The sequence below is a fragment of the Epilithonimonas zeae genome, from assembly GCF_900141765.1.
Taxonomy (GTDB): Bacteria; Bacteroidota; Bacteroidia; order Flavobacteriales; family Weeksellaceae; genus Epilithonimonas; species Epilithonimonas zeae.
In genome coordinates this window covers 1,860,716-1,877,204 of sequence record NZ_FSRK01000001.1, presented here as the reverse complement: position 1 = coordinate 1,877,204, position 16,489 = coordinate 1,860,716, and the positions used below count along the sequence as shown (strand labels likewise).

At 34.4% G+C, this 16,489-nt stretch carries 17 protein-coding genes; 5 read left to right on the top strand and 12 right to left on the bottom strand.

The genetic code is table 11. The annotated features are described in order from the left end of the window. The first annotated feature begins 213 nt into the window (after positions 1 to 213). Positions 214 to 1,644: an OmpA family protein gene (locus BUR19_RS08695; RefSeq protein WP_074234863.1), complete on the top strand. Its 1,431-nt coding sequence runs from the start codon at positions 214 to 216 to the stop codon at positions 1,642 to 1,644. 287 nt (positions 1,645 to 1,931) lie between these two features. On the opposite strand, the gene BUR19_RS08685 is transcribed toward BUR19_RS08695, so the two are convergent. Both BUR19_RS08685 and BUR19_RS08680 read right to left on the bottom strand, forming a co-directional pair. Next, positions 1,932 to 2,567 (bottom strand): hypothetical protein, encoded by a 636-nt coding sequence (locus tag BUR19_RS08685; protein ID WP_074234859.1) that lies wholly within the window; start codon positions 2,565 to 2,567, stop codon positions 1,932 to 1,934. A 3-nt stretch (positions 2,568 to 2,570) separates the two neighbouring features. Continuing rightward, positions 2,571 to 2,903 (bottom strand): DMT family transporter, encoded by a 333-nt coding sequence (locus BUR19_RS08680; RefSeq protein ID WP_074234857.1) that lies wholly within the window; start codon positions 2,901 to 2,903, stop codon positions 2,571 to 2,573. Between the two features lie 226 nt (positions 2,904 to 3,129). Here BUR19_RS08680 and BUR19_RS08675 point away from each other — a divergent pair, with 226 nt between their 5' ends. From BUR19_RS08675 to BUR19_RS08665, 3 genes are read left to right on the top strand one after another with little or no spacing between them, the layout of a single operon-like run. Further along, positions 3,130 to 3,900 (top strand): 4-hydroxy-tetrahydrodipicolinate reductase, encoded by a 771-nt coding sequence (locus tag BUR19_RS08675; protein ID WP_074234855.1) that lies wholly within the window; start codon positions 3,130 to 3,132, stop codon positions 3,898 to 3,900. Between the two features lie 54 nt (positions 3,901 to 3,954). Continuing rightward, positions 3,955 to 4,518 carry a hypothetical protein gene (locus BUR19_RS08670; RefSeq protein ID WP_245799047.1) on the top strand — a complete coding sequence of 188 codons (564 nt, stop codon included), beginning with the start codon at positions 3,955 to 3,957 and terminating at the stop codon, positions 4,516 to 4,518. A gap of 6 nt (positions 4,519 to 4,524) precedes the next feature. Continuing rightward, positions 4,525 to 6,648, top strand: coding sequence for a cation:proton antiporter (locus BUR19_RS08665; RefSeq protein WP_074234851.1), 2,124 nt, complete (start codon positions 4,525 to 4,527; stop codon positions 6,646 to 6,648). A 22-nt stretch (positions 6,649 to 6,670) separates the two neighbouring features. Here the strand turns inward: BUR19_RS08665 and BUR19_RS08660 are convergent, their stop codons facing one another. The 7 genes from BUR19_RS08660 to BUR19_RS08630 all read right to left on the bottom strand — a co-directional run bounded on the left by BUR19_RS08660 (position 6,671) and on the right by BUR19_RS08630 (position 11,786). Beyond that, positions 6,671 to 7,291, bottom strand: coding sequence for a DUF4304 domain-containing protein (locus tag BUR19_RS08660; RefSeq protein WP_074234849.1), 621 nt, complete (start codon positions 7,289 to 7,291; stop codon positions 6,671 to 6,673). 15 nt (positions 7,292 to 7,306) lie between these two features. After that, positions 7,307 to 7,807, bottom strand: coding sequence for a hypothetical protein (locus BUR19_RS08655; RefSeq protein WP_074234847.1), 501 nt, complete (start codon positions 7,805 to 7,807; stop codon positions 7,307 to 7,309). An 8-nt stretch (positions 7,808 to 7,815) separates the two neighbouring features. Further along, complete coding sequence (locus BUR19_RS08650) at positions 7,816 to 8,877, bottom strand: NAD(P)H-dependent flavin oxidoreductase (protein WP_074234845.1); 1,062 nt, start codon at positions 8,875 to 8,877, stop codon at positions 7,816 to 7,818. After that, on the bottom strand, positions 8,874 to 9,305 hold the full coding sequence (locus tag BUR19_RS08645; RefSeq protein ID WP_074235612.1) for a hypothetical protein: 432 nt from the start codon (positions 9,303 to 9,305) through the stop codon (positions 8,874 to 8,876). Before BUR19_RS08645 ends, BUR19_RS08650 begins: the two co-directional genes overlap by 4 nt. A gap of 4 nt (positions 9,306 to 9,309) precedes the next feature. Beyond that, positions 9,310 to 9,975 carry a DUF2461 domain-containing protein gene (locus BUR19_RS08640; protein ID WP_074234843.1) on the bottom strand — a complete coding sequence of 222 codons (666 nt, stop codon included), beginning with the start codon at positions 9,973 to 9,975 and terminating at the stop codon, positions 9,310 to 9,312. Between the two features lie 60 nt (positions 9,976 to 10,035). Then, positions 10,036 to 10,953, bottom strand: coding sequence for a T9SS type A sorting domain-containing protein (locus tag BUR19_RS08635; protein WP_074234840.1), 918 nt, complete (start codon positions 10,951 to 10,953; stop codon positions 10,036 to 10,038). Positions 10,954 to 11,054: 101 nt separating this feature from the next. Beyond that, positions 11,055 to 11,786 carry a DNA-formamidopyrimidine glycosylase family protein gene (locus BUR19_RS08630; RefSeq protein ID WP_074234838.1) on the bottom strand — a complete coding sequence of 244 codons (732 nt, stop codon included), beginning with the start codon at positions 11,784 to 11,786 and terminating at the stop codon, positions 11,055 to 11,057. A 71-nt stretch (positions 11,787 to 11,857) separates the two neighbouring features. On the opposite strand from BUR19_RS08630, the gene BUR19_RS08625 reads away from it, so the two are divergent. Then, complete coding sequence (locus BUR19_RS08625; protein ID WP_074234836.1) at positions 11,858 to 13,213, top strand: deoxyguanosinetriphosphate triphosphohydrolase; 1,356 nt, start codon at positions 11,858 to 11,860, stop codon at positions 13,211 to 13,213. A gap of 73 nt (positions 13,214 to 13,286) precedes the next feature. On the opposite strand, the gene lipB is transcribed toward BUR19_RS08625, so the two are convergent. From lipB to BUR19_RS08610, 3 genes are all read right to left on the bottom strand, one after another. Next, positions 13,287 to 14,000, bottom strand: a complete 714-nt coding sequence (gene lipB, locus BUR19_RS08620) for a lipoyl(octanoyl) transferase LipB (RefSeq protein ID WP_074234834.1) — start codon at positions 13,998 to 14,000, stop codon at positions 13,287 to 13,289. 195 nt (positions 14,001 to 14,195) lie between these two features. After that, a complete protein-coding gene (locus BUR19_RS08615; protein ID WP_074234832.1) occupies positions 14,196 to 15,482 on the bottom strand; it encodes a T9SS type A sorting domain-containing protein in 1,287 nt (428 codons plus the stop codon). A 189-nt stretch (positions 15,483 to 15,671) separates the two neighbouring features. After that, on the bottom strand, positions 15,672 to 16,463 hold the full coding sequence (locus BUR19_RS08610) for a T9SS type A sorting domain-containing protein (RefSeq protein ID WP_074234830.1): 792 nt from the start codon (positions 16,461 to 16,463) through the stop codon (positions 15,672 to 15,674). Between the last annotated feature and the right edge of the window lie 26 nt (positions 16,464 to 16,489).

The following is a 16,489-nucleotide window of genomic DNA, read 5'->3' as shown; positions in this document are numbered from 1 at the left end:
GATTTCTATAATTCATCAAGGATTTTCAGGAAAACGAGCCTAAGAATTAAATGATTTCTATTTTTGAATAATTCAAAATAATAAATAAATATTTTTATTGGTATGGTAATTGGATAATGGAACGCACCTCTCAAATACGACGGTATTCACGATAGGTTTATATGATTTTTCTAATTGTATAATTAATAAGTAAAACAATTTAAATTTATTATTATGAAATCAAAATTAACAATTTTGTCATTGGCCTTGGCGTGTCCGGCTGTGATGTTTTCGCAAGAAATGGTGCAGACAACAAGTAGTACTAATCCTGTTGAAACTACTTCTTTAAAATCTGAAGGTCCGAGGTTTAACAGCTGGTCTATTTCCTTTGGTGGTGGTGTTCCGTTGATGCAGAATGCAGATCTTAAATCGATCCAAAGCGGTAATACATTGGTAGGTTACTCCGCTTATTTCAGTATTGACAAAGCGCTTTCTCATACATTTGGATTGAAGTTGCAATACGACCGTGGGGAAACAAGACAAGGATACTTCAATACAAAAGATGCTGCGACTGCAAATGCTGCAGCTAATTTGCAAGTTGCCGGAAGAACACAGTATGATGCGATCTCTCTTTTGGGAGATATCAATCTTTCTAACCTGCTAAGAAGAGTAGACAGCAAAGCAGACTACAGATGGGCAATCCACGGATATGCTGGTGTAGGAGTTTTGGCTTACCGCGCTTATCAGAAAGATGAATTTGGTCAAAGATTGATGACAGAGAATAAACCATTTAAATTTAACTCTTTGTTTGGACAAGCTGGAGCCGGATTGAAATATAAAATCAGTAACCGAGTAGATATCGAAGGAAGATTGATGTATGTAGTAACTGGTGATGATGCGTTTGACGGTGGTGGAAGCGACCAATATAGCGCTGTTAACAGAATCAGTGCTAAGACTTCTGATAACTTCTTCAATGGTACGTTGGGTCTGACTGTTCATCTTGGTAAACACAGCAATAGTCTGATGTGGCACGATCCATTGCAGGAAGTATATTCTAAAATAGATGAACTGGAAACTAAAATCGATAATATCCAATTGTGTAAAGCAGGAGATGCAGACAATGATGGTGTTTGCGATGACTGGGACAGACAGCTAGACACTCCGGCTGGTGCCAGAGTAGATGGTTCTGGTGTTGCATTGGATGTAGATCTTGATGGTGTAATTGACCTTTATGACAAATGTGTAACGGTTCCAGGACCTGTAGAAAACAATGGTTGCCCAGTAAACAATACTGGTAATGGTGTCGTGTCTGCAGACGAAACAGCAATGAGCGGTATCGAATTCGATCTTAACTCTGACAGAATTTTACCTAATAATACGCCAATACTAAATAGTGCTATCAGCTACATCAACTCTAACAACGGTTCTTATGTGGTTGTAGGTGCTACAGATACAAGAGGTACAGAAAGTTATAACCAAACTCTATCTGAAAGAAGAGCTAATAATGTGAAACAATATTTAATTTCCAACGGGGCTAATTCTGCAAAATTAGAAGCTAAAGGAAATGGTAAACTGGATCTAAAATATCCAGAGTGCGATCCTGCATCCAAGTGCCCTGAATGGAAAAATAAAGCTAATAGAAGAGTGTATTTTCAAGCAAAATAAATCCTAATTTTCTATTTTTTAGACTGTCAGTAATGGCAGTCTTTTTTTGTATATTAATATCAAGGCTTATAAAATTAAAACCTCTCAAGTGATTGAGAGGTTTCAAAGAGTATTTATCTAAAATATTTATTCCAGATTCGAGAGTGTTTGCAGACTGTCTAATGAACATTGGAGATAGTCTATTTAACATTAGAAACTGTCATAAAAGTTTTCTGCCCTACTCAAATCATTGACAGGAATCTCGATAACAGGATTGGTATTTTTCATTATAGATTTGATTTTAAAATTTAGATCCCTGAAATAATTATATAAACAATCGGAATATAAATCAATATTGCAATAATAAGAGGTGATACAAAAGAACGGCTTCTGTATTCCAGACCTTTTGGAATTAGCTGTTCGCGGATCAATCCCAGTATCAAAGCACCCAATGCGGAAAATAAAAATGTTTTAGAATTATTAAATTTTGACGGGAATTGATAATCTAATTGTTCTATCCAAGTAAGCAAATAAATCTGAGCTATCGTATATAAAATTCCAAATAGGAGCGAGAGGTAAAGTCCTTTTTTATTTTGTAAACGTGAGAAATTCATTGCCTGCAAAACTGCCCCGAAAATTACTCCAAAAATAAGACTAAAGATCCAAATCAACCGATTGGAATATAATTCTATAGCCGTTTTATTTGCAGTCATATTTTCGTCCCAGTCTTTTGAAAAATCTATTTTTTCTGCTTCTTCAGCTGCTTTTTTATCACTGATCATCTGTTCTATTCTCAGCTTTTCCACATCGTTAAATATTTTTCCTCTGGATTTCAGAATCTCGTAAGCGTAACTGACAGCCATTGCAACAAATCGACTGTCAGGTTTGATATAGTTTTCCAGTTCTCTGTCGCTGAGTTTTTCAATAATTTTTTTGTTGACCATTGGTTAATGTGCAGAAGATTTGGAGAAAAGATTAATAATCACAACACCAATTACAATGAAGACAATTCCCAAAATAGCAGGCCAATCCAAAGCTTGTTTATAAACAAAATAGCCAACGGTGGAAATCAGAACAATACCTACAGCAGACCAAATCGCATAAGCGATCCCAATAGGAATGCTTCTAAGCGCAAAAGTCAATAAATAAAAAGAAGAAGCCATCGCCACAACAAAAATAATTGTAGGTAAAGGTTTGCTGAAGTTTTCTGTCTTCTTGAGAAATGATGTGCCAATGGTTTCGCAGATGATAGCGGCAGCAAGAAAGAAGTAATTTTTCATTGGTTTAATTGAAGTGATAAATTTAGTCAAGATTTTTTTAAGTATTCTATTAATTAGATTTAACTAACACTCATCGGATTTGTTTTAAGAACATCATGTCATACAATTCCTCTGCGGAAGGCTTAAAAATATATTTTCGTATCTTAACCACAATTAGTTATTATATGATGGGATTGTGTGAATTGGTTACACTATTTGAAAATTAATTAACTTAAAAAAAAATATTATGAAAGTAGGTTTAATGGGCTTCGGTAAAGCTGGAAAAGCAGTCGCTAATGTTATTTTACAACATCCTGATTTTTCGCTGGAATGGGTTTTTAAAAACAGTAAAACAATGGATCATATTACTGCCAAAGATTTTTTAGGTGTTTCTTCTCCTGATAAGGCATTAATTATATCTAAACAAAATACAAATATTGATGATTTGCTGGATCAGCATTCTGTAGATATCATCATCGATTTTTCCACAACAGAAAATATCCACGCTTATGGTAAAACAGTTTCTGACAGAGGGATTAAAATTATCTCAGCTATTTCGCATTACGGCGATGACGAAAAAGCGCTGTTGAAACAATTATCAAAAAATACTGTGGTTTTCTGGTCTCCCAATATTACTTTGGGTGTCAATTATCTGTTGTTTGCATCATCTCTTTTAAAAGATCTCGCACCGGATGTAGATATAGAAGTGATTGAGGAACATTTTAAAGCTAAAGAAGGTGTCTCCGGAACTGCAATGAAAATTGCTGAGACGCTTGATATCGAAACTGAAAATATTAATTCTGTGCGAGCAGGAGGTATTGTAGGTAAACACGAAGTCATTTTTGGTTTTCCTTTCCAGACGGTGCGTTTGGTTCACGAGTCTATTTCTCGGGAAGCTTTCGGGACTGGCGCATTGTTTGTAGCGAAGAATATAAGGGACAAATCCAGAGGTCTTTATAATTTTGAAGATATTCTGAGACCTTATTTTTTCAAGGAAACCGAAAGTACACTTTCTTAAAAAACAATATTTTAGAGCTATTCTCCTTATATATTAAGATTAATAAAAATGCTTATGAGATATTTTATACTATTATTTACTTTTCTGCTATGCCTTAGCTGCGAAGATAAAGACAAGGCAAAAGAACTCGCAGAAAGAGAGCAGCAACTTCTGGATAAAGAAAAATCCTTTGCTCTTAAAGAATCCGAATATCAATCTCTTCTGAAAATGAGAGACAGTATCTTTGCAAAACCCGTAACAGATTCTATGCAAATTATTACCAAATGGCCAGATGAGGTCATTGGTTCGTGGATCGGAAAAGTGGTTTGTACAGAATCCAATTGTAGTGATTATGTGGTTGGTGATCAAAGAACCGATGTCTGGGAATTTGACAGCGATTCTACTCAATTATTTACCAAAATTATCAACAATAATAATCTGGTTAGGCTCTACAACGGTAAGCTTGAAAACAATGAGGTTAGGCTTAATTTCAAGACAGATTCAACCGCTAAAAAGAAAGTGGATATGAATGTTTTACTGAATGACATCTCCGTAAATAAGATGAGAGGAACCAGAACGATAACCGTTGATAATTGTATTGCCAAGTTCTCTGTAGAGCTTGTTCGCACTAAAAAATAAACACATATGATTTTACTGAGTATTCATAATCTGGAACTTCCTATCGAAGATCCGGTTCTCAAGTTCCTGTTGGTGCTGATTATTATTCTGGCTGCACCGCTTTTATTAAACAAAATCAAAGTACCACATCTGTTAGGACTCATTATCGCAGGTGCGGTCATTGGTCCAAATGGTTTTAATGTTCTGGCGAGGGACAGTAGTATTGTGGTCACCGGAACAACAGGATTGCTTTATATTATGTTTCTGGCAGGACTGGAAATTGATATGGGCGATTTTAAGAAAAACAAATGGAAGAGTTTGACATTTGGTATCTACACCTTTGTTGTTCCTTTTGTTTTAGGCTATCTGGGCGCCTATTATATTCTAGATTTTTCGATATTAACATCGGTACTTTTTGCCAGCCTTTTCTCTTCTCATACCCTTATTGCGTATCCGCTGGTAAGTAAAATGGGAATTGCCAAAAATCTAGCTGTGAACATTACTGTTGGGGGTACGATGATTACGGATGTTCTCGCATTATTGGTTTTAGCGATTATTGTTGGGATGTCACAAGGTGATGTCGGAACCGAGTTTTGGGTTAGGTTGTCGTTATCATTTATCATTTTCGGATTGATTGTTTTGGTGGTGTTTCCGATTATAGGCAGATGGTTTTTCAAAAAAGTTGAGGATAAGATATCGCAATATATTTTTGTCTTAGTGATGATTTATCTTGCAGCCTTGTTGGCCGAGTTAGCCGGAGTAGAAGCTATTATCGGAGCTTTCTTTGCTGGTTTGGCTTTGAACAGATTGATTCCGCATACCTCTTCTTTGATGAACAGAGTTGAGTTTGTGGGAAATGCGATTTTTATTCCGTTTTTCCTGATCAGTGTGGGGATGCTTATTGATTTTAAAGTCTTTTTCAAAAGTTGGGAAACGCTCGAAGTTGCAGGTATTATGCTGGTAGCATCCATTGGTGGAAAATATATTTCTGCTATTGCAACACAGAAAACTTTCAGGCTTTCTAAAGAAGAGGGCAAATTGATTTTCGGATTGAGTTCTGCTTCGGCTGCTGCAACATTAGCTTCTGTAATGGTAGGTTATAACATCATTCTTTCCGAAACTGAAACCGGAGAGCCAATAAGACTTTTAAACGAACACGTCTTGAACGGAAGTATTTTATTGATTCTGATTTCGTGTACTATTTCGTCTTTTATTTCGATGTCCAATGCGCAGCAGATTGCGGATAAAGACAATGAAGAAACCGTTTCCGGAAACAGCCACGAGCAGGAGAATATCTTACTGGCTCTTAACTACGAAGCTACAGTTGACAGAATGGTTAATCTTGGGATTCTGATTAAAGCGCATTCTAACACAGAACATTTATTTGGGCTCAATATTATTAATGAAGATAAAAATGAATCTTCTATCAAAAATGCAGAGAAACTTTTGCACCACGCTACAACTGCAGCAGCGGCGGCTGATGTAAAACTGCAATCACTAAAACGTTATGATAATGATGTGATCAACGGAATCAAGAATGTTATAAAGGAACAAAATATCACGGATTTGATTATTGGTTTAGATGAGGACAAAGGATTTACACCTTCTTTTGCTTATAATTTGTATAACGGTTATTTGCAAAATGATAATGTAAATACACTCATTTATCATACTGCTCAGCCTTTATCGACAATTAAAAAATATGCAGTGATGATTCCTGAAAATGCGCAAAAAGAAGCCGGATTTTTCCACGCTCTGCTCAGGGTTTGGAACATTGCTCGTAATTCTGGAGCGACAATGACTTTTTATGCGCCGGAGAGAATTCTGGAAATCCTAAAACGTATTAGTAAAAAAGCAACGATAGAAGCGGAGTTTATTGCAACAAAATCCTGGAAAGATGGCGAGATAATCGCTTCGCAACTGAAACAGGACGAGGCAATCATCATAATGATGGCGAAAAGAGGAATGAAATCTTACATCCCGCAAATGAGGCTGATTCCGGAACTTCTGAATAAATATGTGAATGATAAAAATTACTTGCTTGTCTTTCCGTTTTCAGAATTTGATAACAGCAATCTGGAGAAACGTTCTGTTGGAAATCACGACGATTTTATGGAAATTGGTAATGTTATCAAGAAGATTTTCGGGTGAAAGGCTGAAATTATTTTTGAATTTATTTTAACAGATCCGAAATCGTTTCTCTTCTGTTATGTTTCAGCAAAATATTAGATAAACGATTTTGAAAGATTGTCCAACGCTGTTCTTGGCCAAAAGTTGAAAACAGTTTTTGTATATAGCGCTTTAATTCTTTCCAATTATCCGTTAGAAGTAAGAATTCAAACAATTCTTCATAATTATTCAAGCCATTTTTAGCAATCATCAGATCTGTTAAATCATTGGTATTTTTTATCGAGTCAAATAGATTGATAACTGCTTTTAAGTCTGAACTGATGTTTTCAGCTGAAATTTCCAGATCAGTTTCTTCCACAATAGAATATCTGTCTGTTTCCGATTGGATTATTGTTGAAATTCTGGATCTGAAATGACATTCATATTCTTTGGGATCCAAAGTTTTTTTTCGCCCAATAATTTGATCTATTATAGTTGAATGGATTCCGCAATTGATATAGAATTTGCTCTCGTCAAAAGAATTGCCGCGGCTTTTTTGAAAATTAATTATGAAAATCAAATCATCTTTCTTTTTAAGAAAATCCAAACCTTTTTTTGAAAAACCATTGGATTTCAAAAGTGGTTTTACAGTTCCATTTATAATATTGTTAAATTTTTCTTTCATGTTGTAAGAATCAGATTATACATCAATATCTTTTCGTTTTGTTATTTGTTTTCTGAATTTTTTCTCCAAAGCAGTATCTAAAATATTTGCAGGTTCGAGAATGTTTTTATTGTTTAAAAGATTCGCCATCCCAACGAATAACTTAAAGTCCGATTCATCTTTTTTATGGATGACAATTTTGGAATAATCTGTATTGTTATGGATTCTGATGGAATTGATTTCAGAATAATTGATTACTTCGGTTTTGTCGGACTTAATCACTAATTCTGTTTCTTTAAATGTCAATTCATACTTTTTGCCCAGCGTTTTACTGACAATTAAAGCTAAAATGAAAAACGAGATGATTCCTAATACTCCTAAAATGACTACGAGAAAAGATCTTGGAATTTTGTTGAGGTTATTGATAATAACAAACGACATAAAAAGCAAAACAGGAATCAGAATCGCTAAAACAATCATTACAATTGCAATTTTGTATTCTTTTTTGGTTAAAGCTTTGAATCTTAATGTTATCATTTCTGTTTTTAATTTTTATCGACTTCTTCAATCAGATTTTTTAAAATAATAGTCGTAGATTCTTCACTGAGTTTGCCAATCGATTGTCCTATCCAAAGATTGACAAATTCTGAATTATTTTGAATTCTCGCAGCTTTACGAAATTCACCTGTCAATTTATTCTGATAAGGATAGGGAAGTATGAAATCCGAATTTTCAACAGCTTCGATAAAAGTGTTTTTGATTCCTCTCGCGTATCTTCCGGAGAAACTTTTGGTCAGAATAATTTCATCTTCTTTTAGCTTTTTTAATCGTTCTTTCTCGAAATCTTTCAAAGCGCTTTCTTCAGAATTTAATAACAGACTTCCGATTTGAAATCCTTCTGCGCCCAAAGTTTTTGCAGCCAAAATTGTTCTCGCATTATAAATTCCGCCCGCATAAATGATTGGAACTTTTACAGAATCGCGGACTTGTGATAAAAGAGATAAGCCACCAATCTGAGGGATATTTTCATTAGTAAAACTTCCTCTGTGTCCACCAGCTTCAATCCCTTGAACACAAATAATATCAATCCCTGATTGTTCCAAAATCAAAGCTTCATTTACAGATGTACAGGTTCCAATAAGGATTGTTCCGTTATTCTTTAATTTTTCAATGCTTTGATTGTCAAGGTTTCCAAATGTGAAACTGACGATTTTGCAATTTTCAGAAATAATCACATCAAGTTGTTCATGATAGGAATTAACCTTGATTTCATTAATTTCTGGAAGATTAACCTCGATTTGATTTTGTTTGGCTAATTCTTCTAAAAAGGTTTTGGTCTTAGAATATTTCTCTCTTAGTTCATCCGTAACTTCCGGAATCTCGTGGACAAAAATATTAACAGCAAAAGCTTTGTCCGTTAATTGCTTTGTCTTTTTAATTAATTCTAAACATTGTTCTGCGTTTAAATCTGCTAAAGCCAAAGAACCTAAACAACCAGCCTTTGAAGCTGCAGCAACCATCTCCGGAGTTGTAACACCAAACATTGGTGCCTGGATAATCGGGTAGGTGACTCCTAATTTTTGTGTTAATTCATTTTCCCAATTCATTGGATGGATTTAATTTTCTTTCTGAATATTTTGAATTCGATTGCTGAAAAGATGACGTATGTGATGCAAAATATTGAGAATAGTATCAATGGGTTTTCATTGTGAATGAAATTTTCTGCAATTACGATGATTAGCCAATAAACAGTAAAAAGAGAAGCCAGTCCCACAAATGTTAATAGTGAATAATAGAAATTGTTTCTGATGTTTTTATTCAGATTCAAAAAAATTGATAACGAACAAATAACCATTGCGCCCAGATAAATCAAAGAAAAACCTAAGCTCGTCAATATTTTTAAAATCTCCAACAGCAAGCCCAGCCAATTTTCATCAGCTGTTTCTGTCTCGGAAATAATGATTCGGTAAGCCACAAATAAAACGAAACTTATCAGAACATTAATTATCCAAAATTTAAATACAATTTTTCTCATCCGATTATTGAATTGCGTCATTCAAAAACTGGTTGAAAGGATAGATTTCTTTGAAAACTTTAACCGCATTCTTAACAAAATTTTCATCCAAAACAGCTTCGTCAGAAAGCAGATGAAATACCGTAAATTGTTTGAATTTGAGATAATCACCCATTGGATTTTCCTTATCAAAACCTTGTGGCACTTTTATCAATCTTTCGCCTCGTAATTCCAGATGATCTTTGAATGATTTTTTGTTGAGGATTTTCAGGAAATCTTTGCCTTCAGAACTGATTTTTTCACGGATGGCTTTCAGATTTTTTGGTTCGGTCATATAAACGCCGCCGGCCAGAAAAGATTTGCTCGGTTCCAAATGGACATAGTAACCTGCGTGATTCAAAGTTTTTGGACCTTTTTCTACCAAAGAAGCTCCGATATTCGTTTTGTAGGGCGTTTTATCTTTAGAAAATCTGGTGTCTTTGTAAATTCTGAAAATACAATTCTTAGCTTCCAGTCGTTCCACACTTTTATCGAATTCTGAAACACCGGAAATAATTTCATTCACCACATTTTCAACATTCTCTTTGGCCTGTAGATAAAGCTGTTTGTTCTCATTAAACCACTCTCTGTTGTTATTGATTTCCAGAGTTGAAAGAAAGTTAAGTGTTTCCGGATGGATAAGATTTTTCATCAGTATAAGATTTTGTATAAAATTAAATAAAAAATCCTGCGCTGTGGCAGGATTTTCAATTTATTGTTTAATGAATTTGGAATTGTAAGTTTTGTTTTTATCTGTTTTGATATCAATCAAATAAACACCTTTTGATAGACTTTCCACATTAATTTCAGTTTGCTTAGAAACTGTTTTCAGTTTTTGTCCAGCAACATTATAGATGTTGATTTCGCTGATGTTTTCGTTATTTGAAAGATTGATTTTTAAAATATCTTTGACTGGATTTGGATATAATTTGATGTTGGCTTTCTTCACATCATTAACCGCCATTACTTCATCATTGATTTTGATATTGTCGATATAAGCACCACCAGAGAAATTGTCATGAAGAAGATTGATTCCTGTAATATTGGTTTTGGAGAAGTTAGGTATTGTATGAACCAAAGCACCATCAACATAGAATTTGATTTCATTTTCAGAAGTGACAGATTTCAGTTTATACCATCTGTTGGCTTCCCAGTTGAAATTGGTACTTTCGTATTGATAATCTTCATTTTTCACAACTTCCAAAATACCTAAAGAATTAAAAGCGAAAATAGCAACAGGCATATATTCGTCTGTGTCAACAATTCCAAAAGTTCCAAAATCAAAATTTGACGCTTCTTTTTCTGTGATAAAAACATCCATTTCTACAGTAGTATTCTTGTAGTCGTACACATTGTCAAACAATTTTGCAGCACCAAAAATGGGAAAGAAGAGAAAGTTTTCGTCCAAATCAACATCTATTTTTATAGACTGAGTTCCTTCTGATGCTTTTTCAGTAGTGATAACTTGATTTTTGATTGGCTCGTCATCACTGTTTAGGGTAACTTCCCATCCATTTTGTCCGTTGATATCTCCAGCCACAAAGCCCTCTGAAGCTTCAAAAGAAATGGTTTGTTGCGCAAAAGCAAATGAAGAAACTAGAGATAGAATTAATAAGTATTTGTTTTTCATAAATTAAATTTCGCCAATTATAGGTAAAATAAAACTCAAATCAAATCATTATTCTTAGTAAAAGCCTTTTGATTGTAAGTTTTCGTTAAAATGAATTTTATTTAGAATAATTTTTGGTCTGTTTCACAATAGAAACTTGCGCGTTTAGATTTTCCGGTCATTTTCTTGGTCAAAGGTTTTCTGCAAGTTGGACAATTCTTTTGCTCATATACCTGAAATTTTTTTCTTAAGACACCTTCTCGCTTCCATTTATAAAAGTCAAAACTAAAATTTCTTGCCTCAGAAATTAGATCATTCAGTTTTTTTATTGGAATGTTTTCAATTAAACTTTCCGGCTGAATTGTAGTTCTGAAAAGAGCCTCATTTTTAATAATATTGCCAACACCAGAGAAAATATCCTGATCCATCAAGGCATCACAAACCATCATTTTCGGATTTTTTTTCATTTTCGTTTTTGCTTTTTCAGGATTCCAAACTTCACTCATTACATCTGCTTCCCAATCGATAGTTTCGAGAAAGCTATTTGGTAAAAGTTTGACGGAACAAGTATAGAAAAACGCCTTTCCACTTTTAAAACTTAATCCAAGTTTTAGATTGTCAGTAGGTTTTGTTTGTTTATCAATTTCATAGGAACCAAACATTAATAAATGAATTCTAATATTAATTTCATCAAAAATCAAATAAGTCTGTTTCCCATAAAGTTTGATTCCTTTCAAAGTTTTACCTTTAATTAGACTTCCTTCTATTTCGGATCCGCTAACAGCAATCACTTTTTCCCCAACAAATTTTTGGAGGTGTTCTTTCATTAATAATATTACAGGACCTTCTGGCATAATTACTTTTTTGATAAAAACTCAAATATTATTCCTTTAAAAATAAAATATCCCTTATTTTTGAATCCATTATGGATTTGAATTCAATTTTTACCAATCAACGCACAGGAAATAATCCGCATACCAAAGCTTCCAGAACCGATTTTCAGAGAGATTTTGACAGAATCATTTTCTCATCGGCATTCAGAAGGTTGCAGAATAAAACTCAGGTTTTTCCACTCCCGGGAAGTGTTTTTGTACACAACCGATTGACGCATTCTTTGGAAGTTTCGTCTGTCGGTCGTAGTTTGGGAAGCGTGATGGGAGAATTTATTTACGATAATTACACTAATGATCTCAACGAAGAATCCAAGAGTTTTTATCTCCATAACCTTGGAAATGTTATTGCTGCAGCTTGTCTTTGTCACGATGTTGGGAATCCTGCTTTTGGACATTCTGGAGAAGATGCGATTGCGAGTTATTTTGACAGGAATGAAAGTGATTTGAAATCGAAATTCAATGAAAAAGAGTGGGCGGATCTGGTTAATTTTGAAGGAAATGCCAATGCAATCCGAGTTTTAGCACAGCAACAACAAGGAAAAGATGCTGGCGGAATCCAATTGACTTTTGCGACATTGGCAAGTATTGCAAAATATCCTTGTGAAGCGATTGCTAAAAAGAAAGGTTTTATCCATCGTAAAAAATTTGGGTTTTTCCAGAATGAGAAAGATATTTTCTTGGAGATTGCAAAAGGAACATCAATGATTCAGGAGAACGAAAATCCTTATATTTTCAAAAGACATCCATTTGTTTGGCTCGTAGAAGCGGCGGATGATATTTGTTACAATATCATTGATATGGAAGATGCGCACAGATTGGGAATTGTTTCTACGGCAGATTGTAAAAATCTGTTCTTCGAATTGGTGAAATCTGAAACAGACGATATCAATAGAGTAGAGCAAAAACTAAATTCTATCAGTAATGAAAATGAGCAAATTTCTTACCTGAGAGCAAAGGTTATCAATGCTTTAATTAATAAATCTGTTGAGCTTTATAAAAGTAATTTCAATACAATTTTGGAAGGTAATCTTGATAAAGGTCTTTTGGACATTTATAAATCTGAAAACAAAACGCTGCAGGATATTGAAACCTTCTCTATTGAAAAAATTTATAATCACAAAGCCGTTGTGGAAATCGAAAATGCTGGTTACAACGTAATGTACGAGTTGCTAGATCATTTTATTCCATCCATTTTGAAAGCTGCTGATGAAAGAAAATCTTATGATAAAAAAGCCCTGAAGCTTCTTCCAAAGCAATTCTTTTATGAAGATGGAACCGATTATCAGAAAGTGCTTGGCGTAATTGATTTTGTTTCCGGAATGACGGATAATTTCGCAACCGATCTTTATAGAAAAATTAAGGGAATTGATATTGGGATGACGATGTAAGATAACCAATATTTGATAATTGATAAATGATTTATCGAAGTTTTAATATGATCTATCAATTACCATTAATCATTTATGAAATTAGTTCACAGCCAAATACATCTACAAAATGTTTTTTGATTTTTTGCTTTACTTCTTCGTAATCAACTTCTCGCTCTAATTCTCTTTTCAAAGAGGTGACTTGTTTATCGGTAATTCCGCAAGGGATGATATATTCGAAATAGCGCATATCGGTGTTCACATTCAAAGCAAATCCGTGGATGGTAACCCAACGCGAAGCTTTTACGCCCATTGCGCAGATTTTTCTGGCATAAGGTTTTCCCACATCCAGCCAAACGCCCGTTTCGCCATTGGAACGTTCTCCTTTCAGTCCATATTCTGCAATAGTTCGGATAATGACTTCCTCCAGATCGCGCATATAACGGTGGATGTCTGTATAAAAATTCTCCAAATCCAAAATAGGGTAGCCAACAATCTGTCCAAATCCGTGATAGGTAATATCACCACCACGATTCACTTTGACATAAGTAGCATTGATTTCCTTCAGCTTGTTTTCATTAGCCAGGAGATTCTCCTCGTGACCACTTTTTCCAAGTGTATAAACGTGTGGATGTTCTACTAAAAGAAGATAATTATTGGTCGCTTTTTGATGGTCTGGATTTTCCCGATTAAAGATTTTAGTTTCGAGATTTTTTTTCAGTAATTCTTCCTGATAATCCCAGGATGGTTGGTAATCTTTGGTTCCCAAATCCTGAAATTCTACTTTTTTATTGATAATGGAATTCACTGTAATCGAATTATTTCTACAAATTTACTCATTATTTAAGCAAATCACAACAAGCAAAAAACCACCCGAAGGTGGTCTTATAAAGAATAAAATCTGAAATCGCCACGATAAATATTTGATGACAATCACCAACGGCGAAATGGCGATTGCATAGGATTTATAAAAATCAATCAATATTTACCCATGAAATATGGCTTATTTTACGACAAGCTTTTTTGTTTCTGTCTGTCCTCCATAAGTGATTTTCACGACATAAACTCCTGACGAAAGTCTATTAAGATCAACTTGTTGTGTAGAGAATCCTGACTTGTTTATAATAGAAGTTTCATATACTTTTTTACCAGAGAAATCAAATACTTCAATGCTTCCGTTCTTAAAAGCTGCTTCTTTTACATCAAACAAGATGTTAACTTTTTTGTCTTCTTTAGTTGGGTTTGGATAAATTCCGAATGTTCCCTTTTTACCAAAGTCTGCAACAGCAAGTTCTCCCGTGATGTTTTTATATTTGAAATACATATTACCTGTAGTAGCACCGCCATTGGAAGTGAAATACATTCTGTAATAGTTACTTCCTTCTTTTACGTAATAAACTGCATCTGTATATGATCCTGTTGTTCCTTTCCAAGAGTGACCAATAGTAGTAATTTCTTTAGAGTAAGAACTGCTTGCAGGAGCTGTATAGGTAGAAGTAGCCTGAGTTTCTGGTCTTACGTATGCAACACTCACATTTGGAGATTGGATTGTTCCGGACATCAGATACATCATAATATTGTTATAGAAAGTCCAGTATCTTGTGAACATCAGATCCCAATTTGCTTTTGGAGGCTCGATATTATTAACTTTTGCTCCTGTTGCGAACGAGAAATAGTTGAAGTATGCATCATCTGTTCCACTAGCAATAGTTCTGGTTTGTGTTGCATCCCAAGAGCTTCCGTTCCATTTGGCATATTTGAATGTATATCCAGCAGAGTATTCATTAATAAAGAATTTGTAATAATCTCCATTACCATATTCTAGTACGAAAACTACTTTACCTGTAATTTTGTGTGTGGTGATGTCATAAGTTCCCCAGCTGAAATTAAGACCCCCTGATGGCAATAATGTTGCATTGTCGAAGACGCCATCTTCCAAAGCTTCAGTTTTGTCAGGATTGTATAATGGCTCGCCCCAGTTAGCTTTATCTCCCGGAACTACAGTGTCAAACGCGACAGGATCAGCAGAAACCTGATAAACTTTCACATTATTAGCATCATTTACTCTCTCTCCAAACGACATACTAGAATTTCTGTAAAAAGCAATATCCCATCCTGTAGCAGGCTGTGAAATAATATTGTTAGAAGAGAAATCAAAATAAACTTGATTTTGATATTGAGCGCCCATACTTAGATTAACCGAAGTATACCCGAATTCATCTGTTTGCGATAAAACTGTTTGGCTAACAGCCAGTGTCAGCATACTTGCAAAAAATAGTTTTGTTTTCATAATTTATAAATAGATTTTATTATTTAGAATTATTCTACAAAACTATTAAATTATTCTTATTTAGAATTATTAAAAATTAATATTTTTGATCAAATGATAAATATCATATTGGTTTAAATCGTCTTTATAATCAACAAAAAAAGCCTTTCAGAATTCTGAAAGGCTTTCAATTTTTATAAATGAGTTTATTTACTTTTTAATAAACTTAGACTTAACTGTTTGTCCAGCATTGTCTTCTATAGCAATAAAATAAACACCGGATTTCAATGTAGAAATGTTTAAAGTGTTGTTTGAAATTTTACCTTCAGTTGCAATCTGTCCAGCAGCAGAATAGATTTTTGCGCTAGAAAGCGTAGTTGTAGAAACAAACTTCAAAGAGTTATTATCTGCAGAAACTGCAAATTTTACATTATTTGTGTTGAAAGCGCTTTCATTAACAGCTAGGTTAGTATCATACTTTACATTGTCGATTTGTAGAGCCGTGTGCGCTGCAGTAGGGGTATGTTTTATAACAAGATAAGTTCCAGCAGATGCAGGTACATTAACCTTAACATTCTGAATCACAGTAGAAGTGATTTGTATTGGATCTCCAACAGCTGTAAACGTTGTCATATCCGCTGGATTGGTCGCTACACCAATCTGAATGGTTGTAGTACCAGGCGAAGAAGCTACCAAACCAGTGTCAAAAGAAATAGCCTTATCTCCAGCAGGCGCTACAATCTGAGGTGTTATTAAGTATAATGGTTGGTTCGAGCTGCTTCCAGGATAAGCTTGGATTACCTTGTTTGCTCCATCTGCAGCTACAACTAGCATCATAGGTTGTGGCGGGAAAGGAGCTGTTGGTAAAATTGCTGACCAGCCGTTTTGAGGAAAGGTTGCATTTCCAGCTGTAAATCCGTCAAAGTTTTCATTAATAGTCGATAATTGTGCTTGTGCAACTACTGCGAAAAGTGATGCAGCTAGAAGTAGTTTTGCTTTCATAAGTCTTGTTCAGATTTTATTATTAT

Excerpts from the sequence above, each read along its gene's own strand:
- BUR19_RS08680 (WP_074234857.1), bottom strand. The coding sequence starts at position 2,903 with ATGAAAAATTACTTCTTTCTTGCTGCCGCTATCATCTGCGAAACCATT.
- BUR19_RS08630 (WP_074234838.1), bottom strand. The coding sequence starts at position 11,786 with ATGCCAGAAGGTCCTGTAATATTATTAATGAAAGAACACCTCCAAAAA.
- BUR19_RS08650 (WP_074234845.1), bottom strand. The coding sequence starts at position 8,877 with ATGAATTGGGAAAATGAATTAACACAAAAATTAGGAGTCACCTACCCG.
- BUR19_RS08695 (WP_074234863.1), top strand. The coding sequence starts at position 214 with ATGAAATCAAAATTAACAATTTTGTCATTGGCCTTGGCGTGTCCGGCT.
- BUR19_RS08625 (WP_074234836.1), top strand. The coding sequence starts at position 11,858 with ATGGATTTGAATTCAATTTTTACCAATCAACGCACAGGAAATAATCCG.
- BUR19_RS08645 (WP_074235612.1), bottom strand. The coding sequence starts at position 9,305 with ATGAGAAAAATTGTATTTAAATTTTGGATAATTAATGTTCTGATAAGT.
- BUR19_RS08660 (WP_074234849.1), bottom strand. The coding sequence starts at position 7,291 with ATGAAAGAAAAATTTAACAATATTATAAATGGAACTGTAAAACCACTT.
- BUR19_RS08635 (WP_074234840.1), bottom strand. The coding sequence starts at position 10,953 with ATGAAAAACAAATACTTATTAATTCTATCTCTAGTTTCTTCATTTGCT.
- BUR19_RS08685 (WP_074234859.1), bottom strand. The coding sequence starts at position 2,567 with ATGGTCAACAAAAAAATTATTGAAAAACTCAGCGACAGAGAACTGGAA.
- BUR19_RS08615 (WP_074234832.1), bottom strand. The coding sequence starts at position 15,482 with ATGAAAACAAAACTATTTTTTGCAAGTATGCTGACACTGGCTGTTAGC.
- BUR19_RS08610 (WP_074234830.1), bottom strand. The coding sequence starts at position 16,463 with ATGAAAGCAAAACTACTTCTAGCTGCATCACTTTTCGCAGTAGTTGCA.
- BUR19_RS08640 (WP_074234843.1), bottom strand. The coding sequence starts at position 9,975 with ATGAAAAATCTTATCCATCCGGAAACACTTAACTTTCTTTCAACTCTG.
- BUR19_RS08670 (WP_245799047.1), top strand. The coding sequence starts at position 3,955 with ATGAGATATTTTATACTATTATTTACTTTTCTGCTATGCCTTAGCTGC.
- BUR19_RS08655 (WP_074234847.1), bottom strand. The coding sequence starts at position 7,807 with ATGATAACATTAAGATTCAAAGCTTTAACCAAAAAAGAATACAAAATT.
- BUR19_RS08675 (WP_074234855.1), top strand. The coding sequence starts at position 3,130 with ATGAAAGTAGGTTTAATGGGCTTCGGTAAAGCTGGAAAAGCAGTCGCT.
- BUR19_RS08665 (WP_074234851.1), top strand. The coding sequence starts at position 4,525 with ATGATTTTACTGAGTATTCATAATCTGGAACTTCCTATCGAAGATCCG.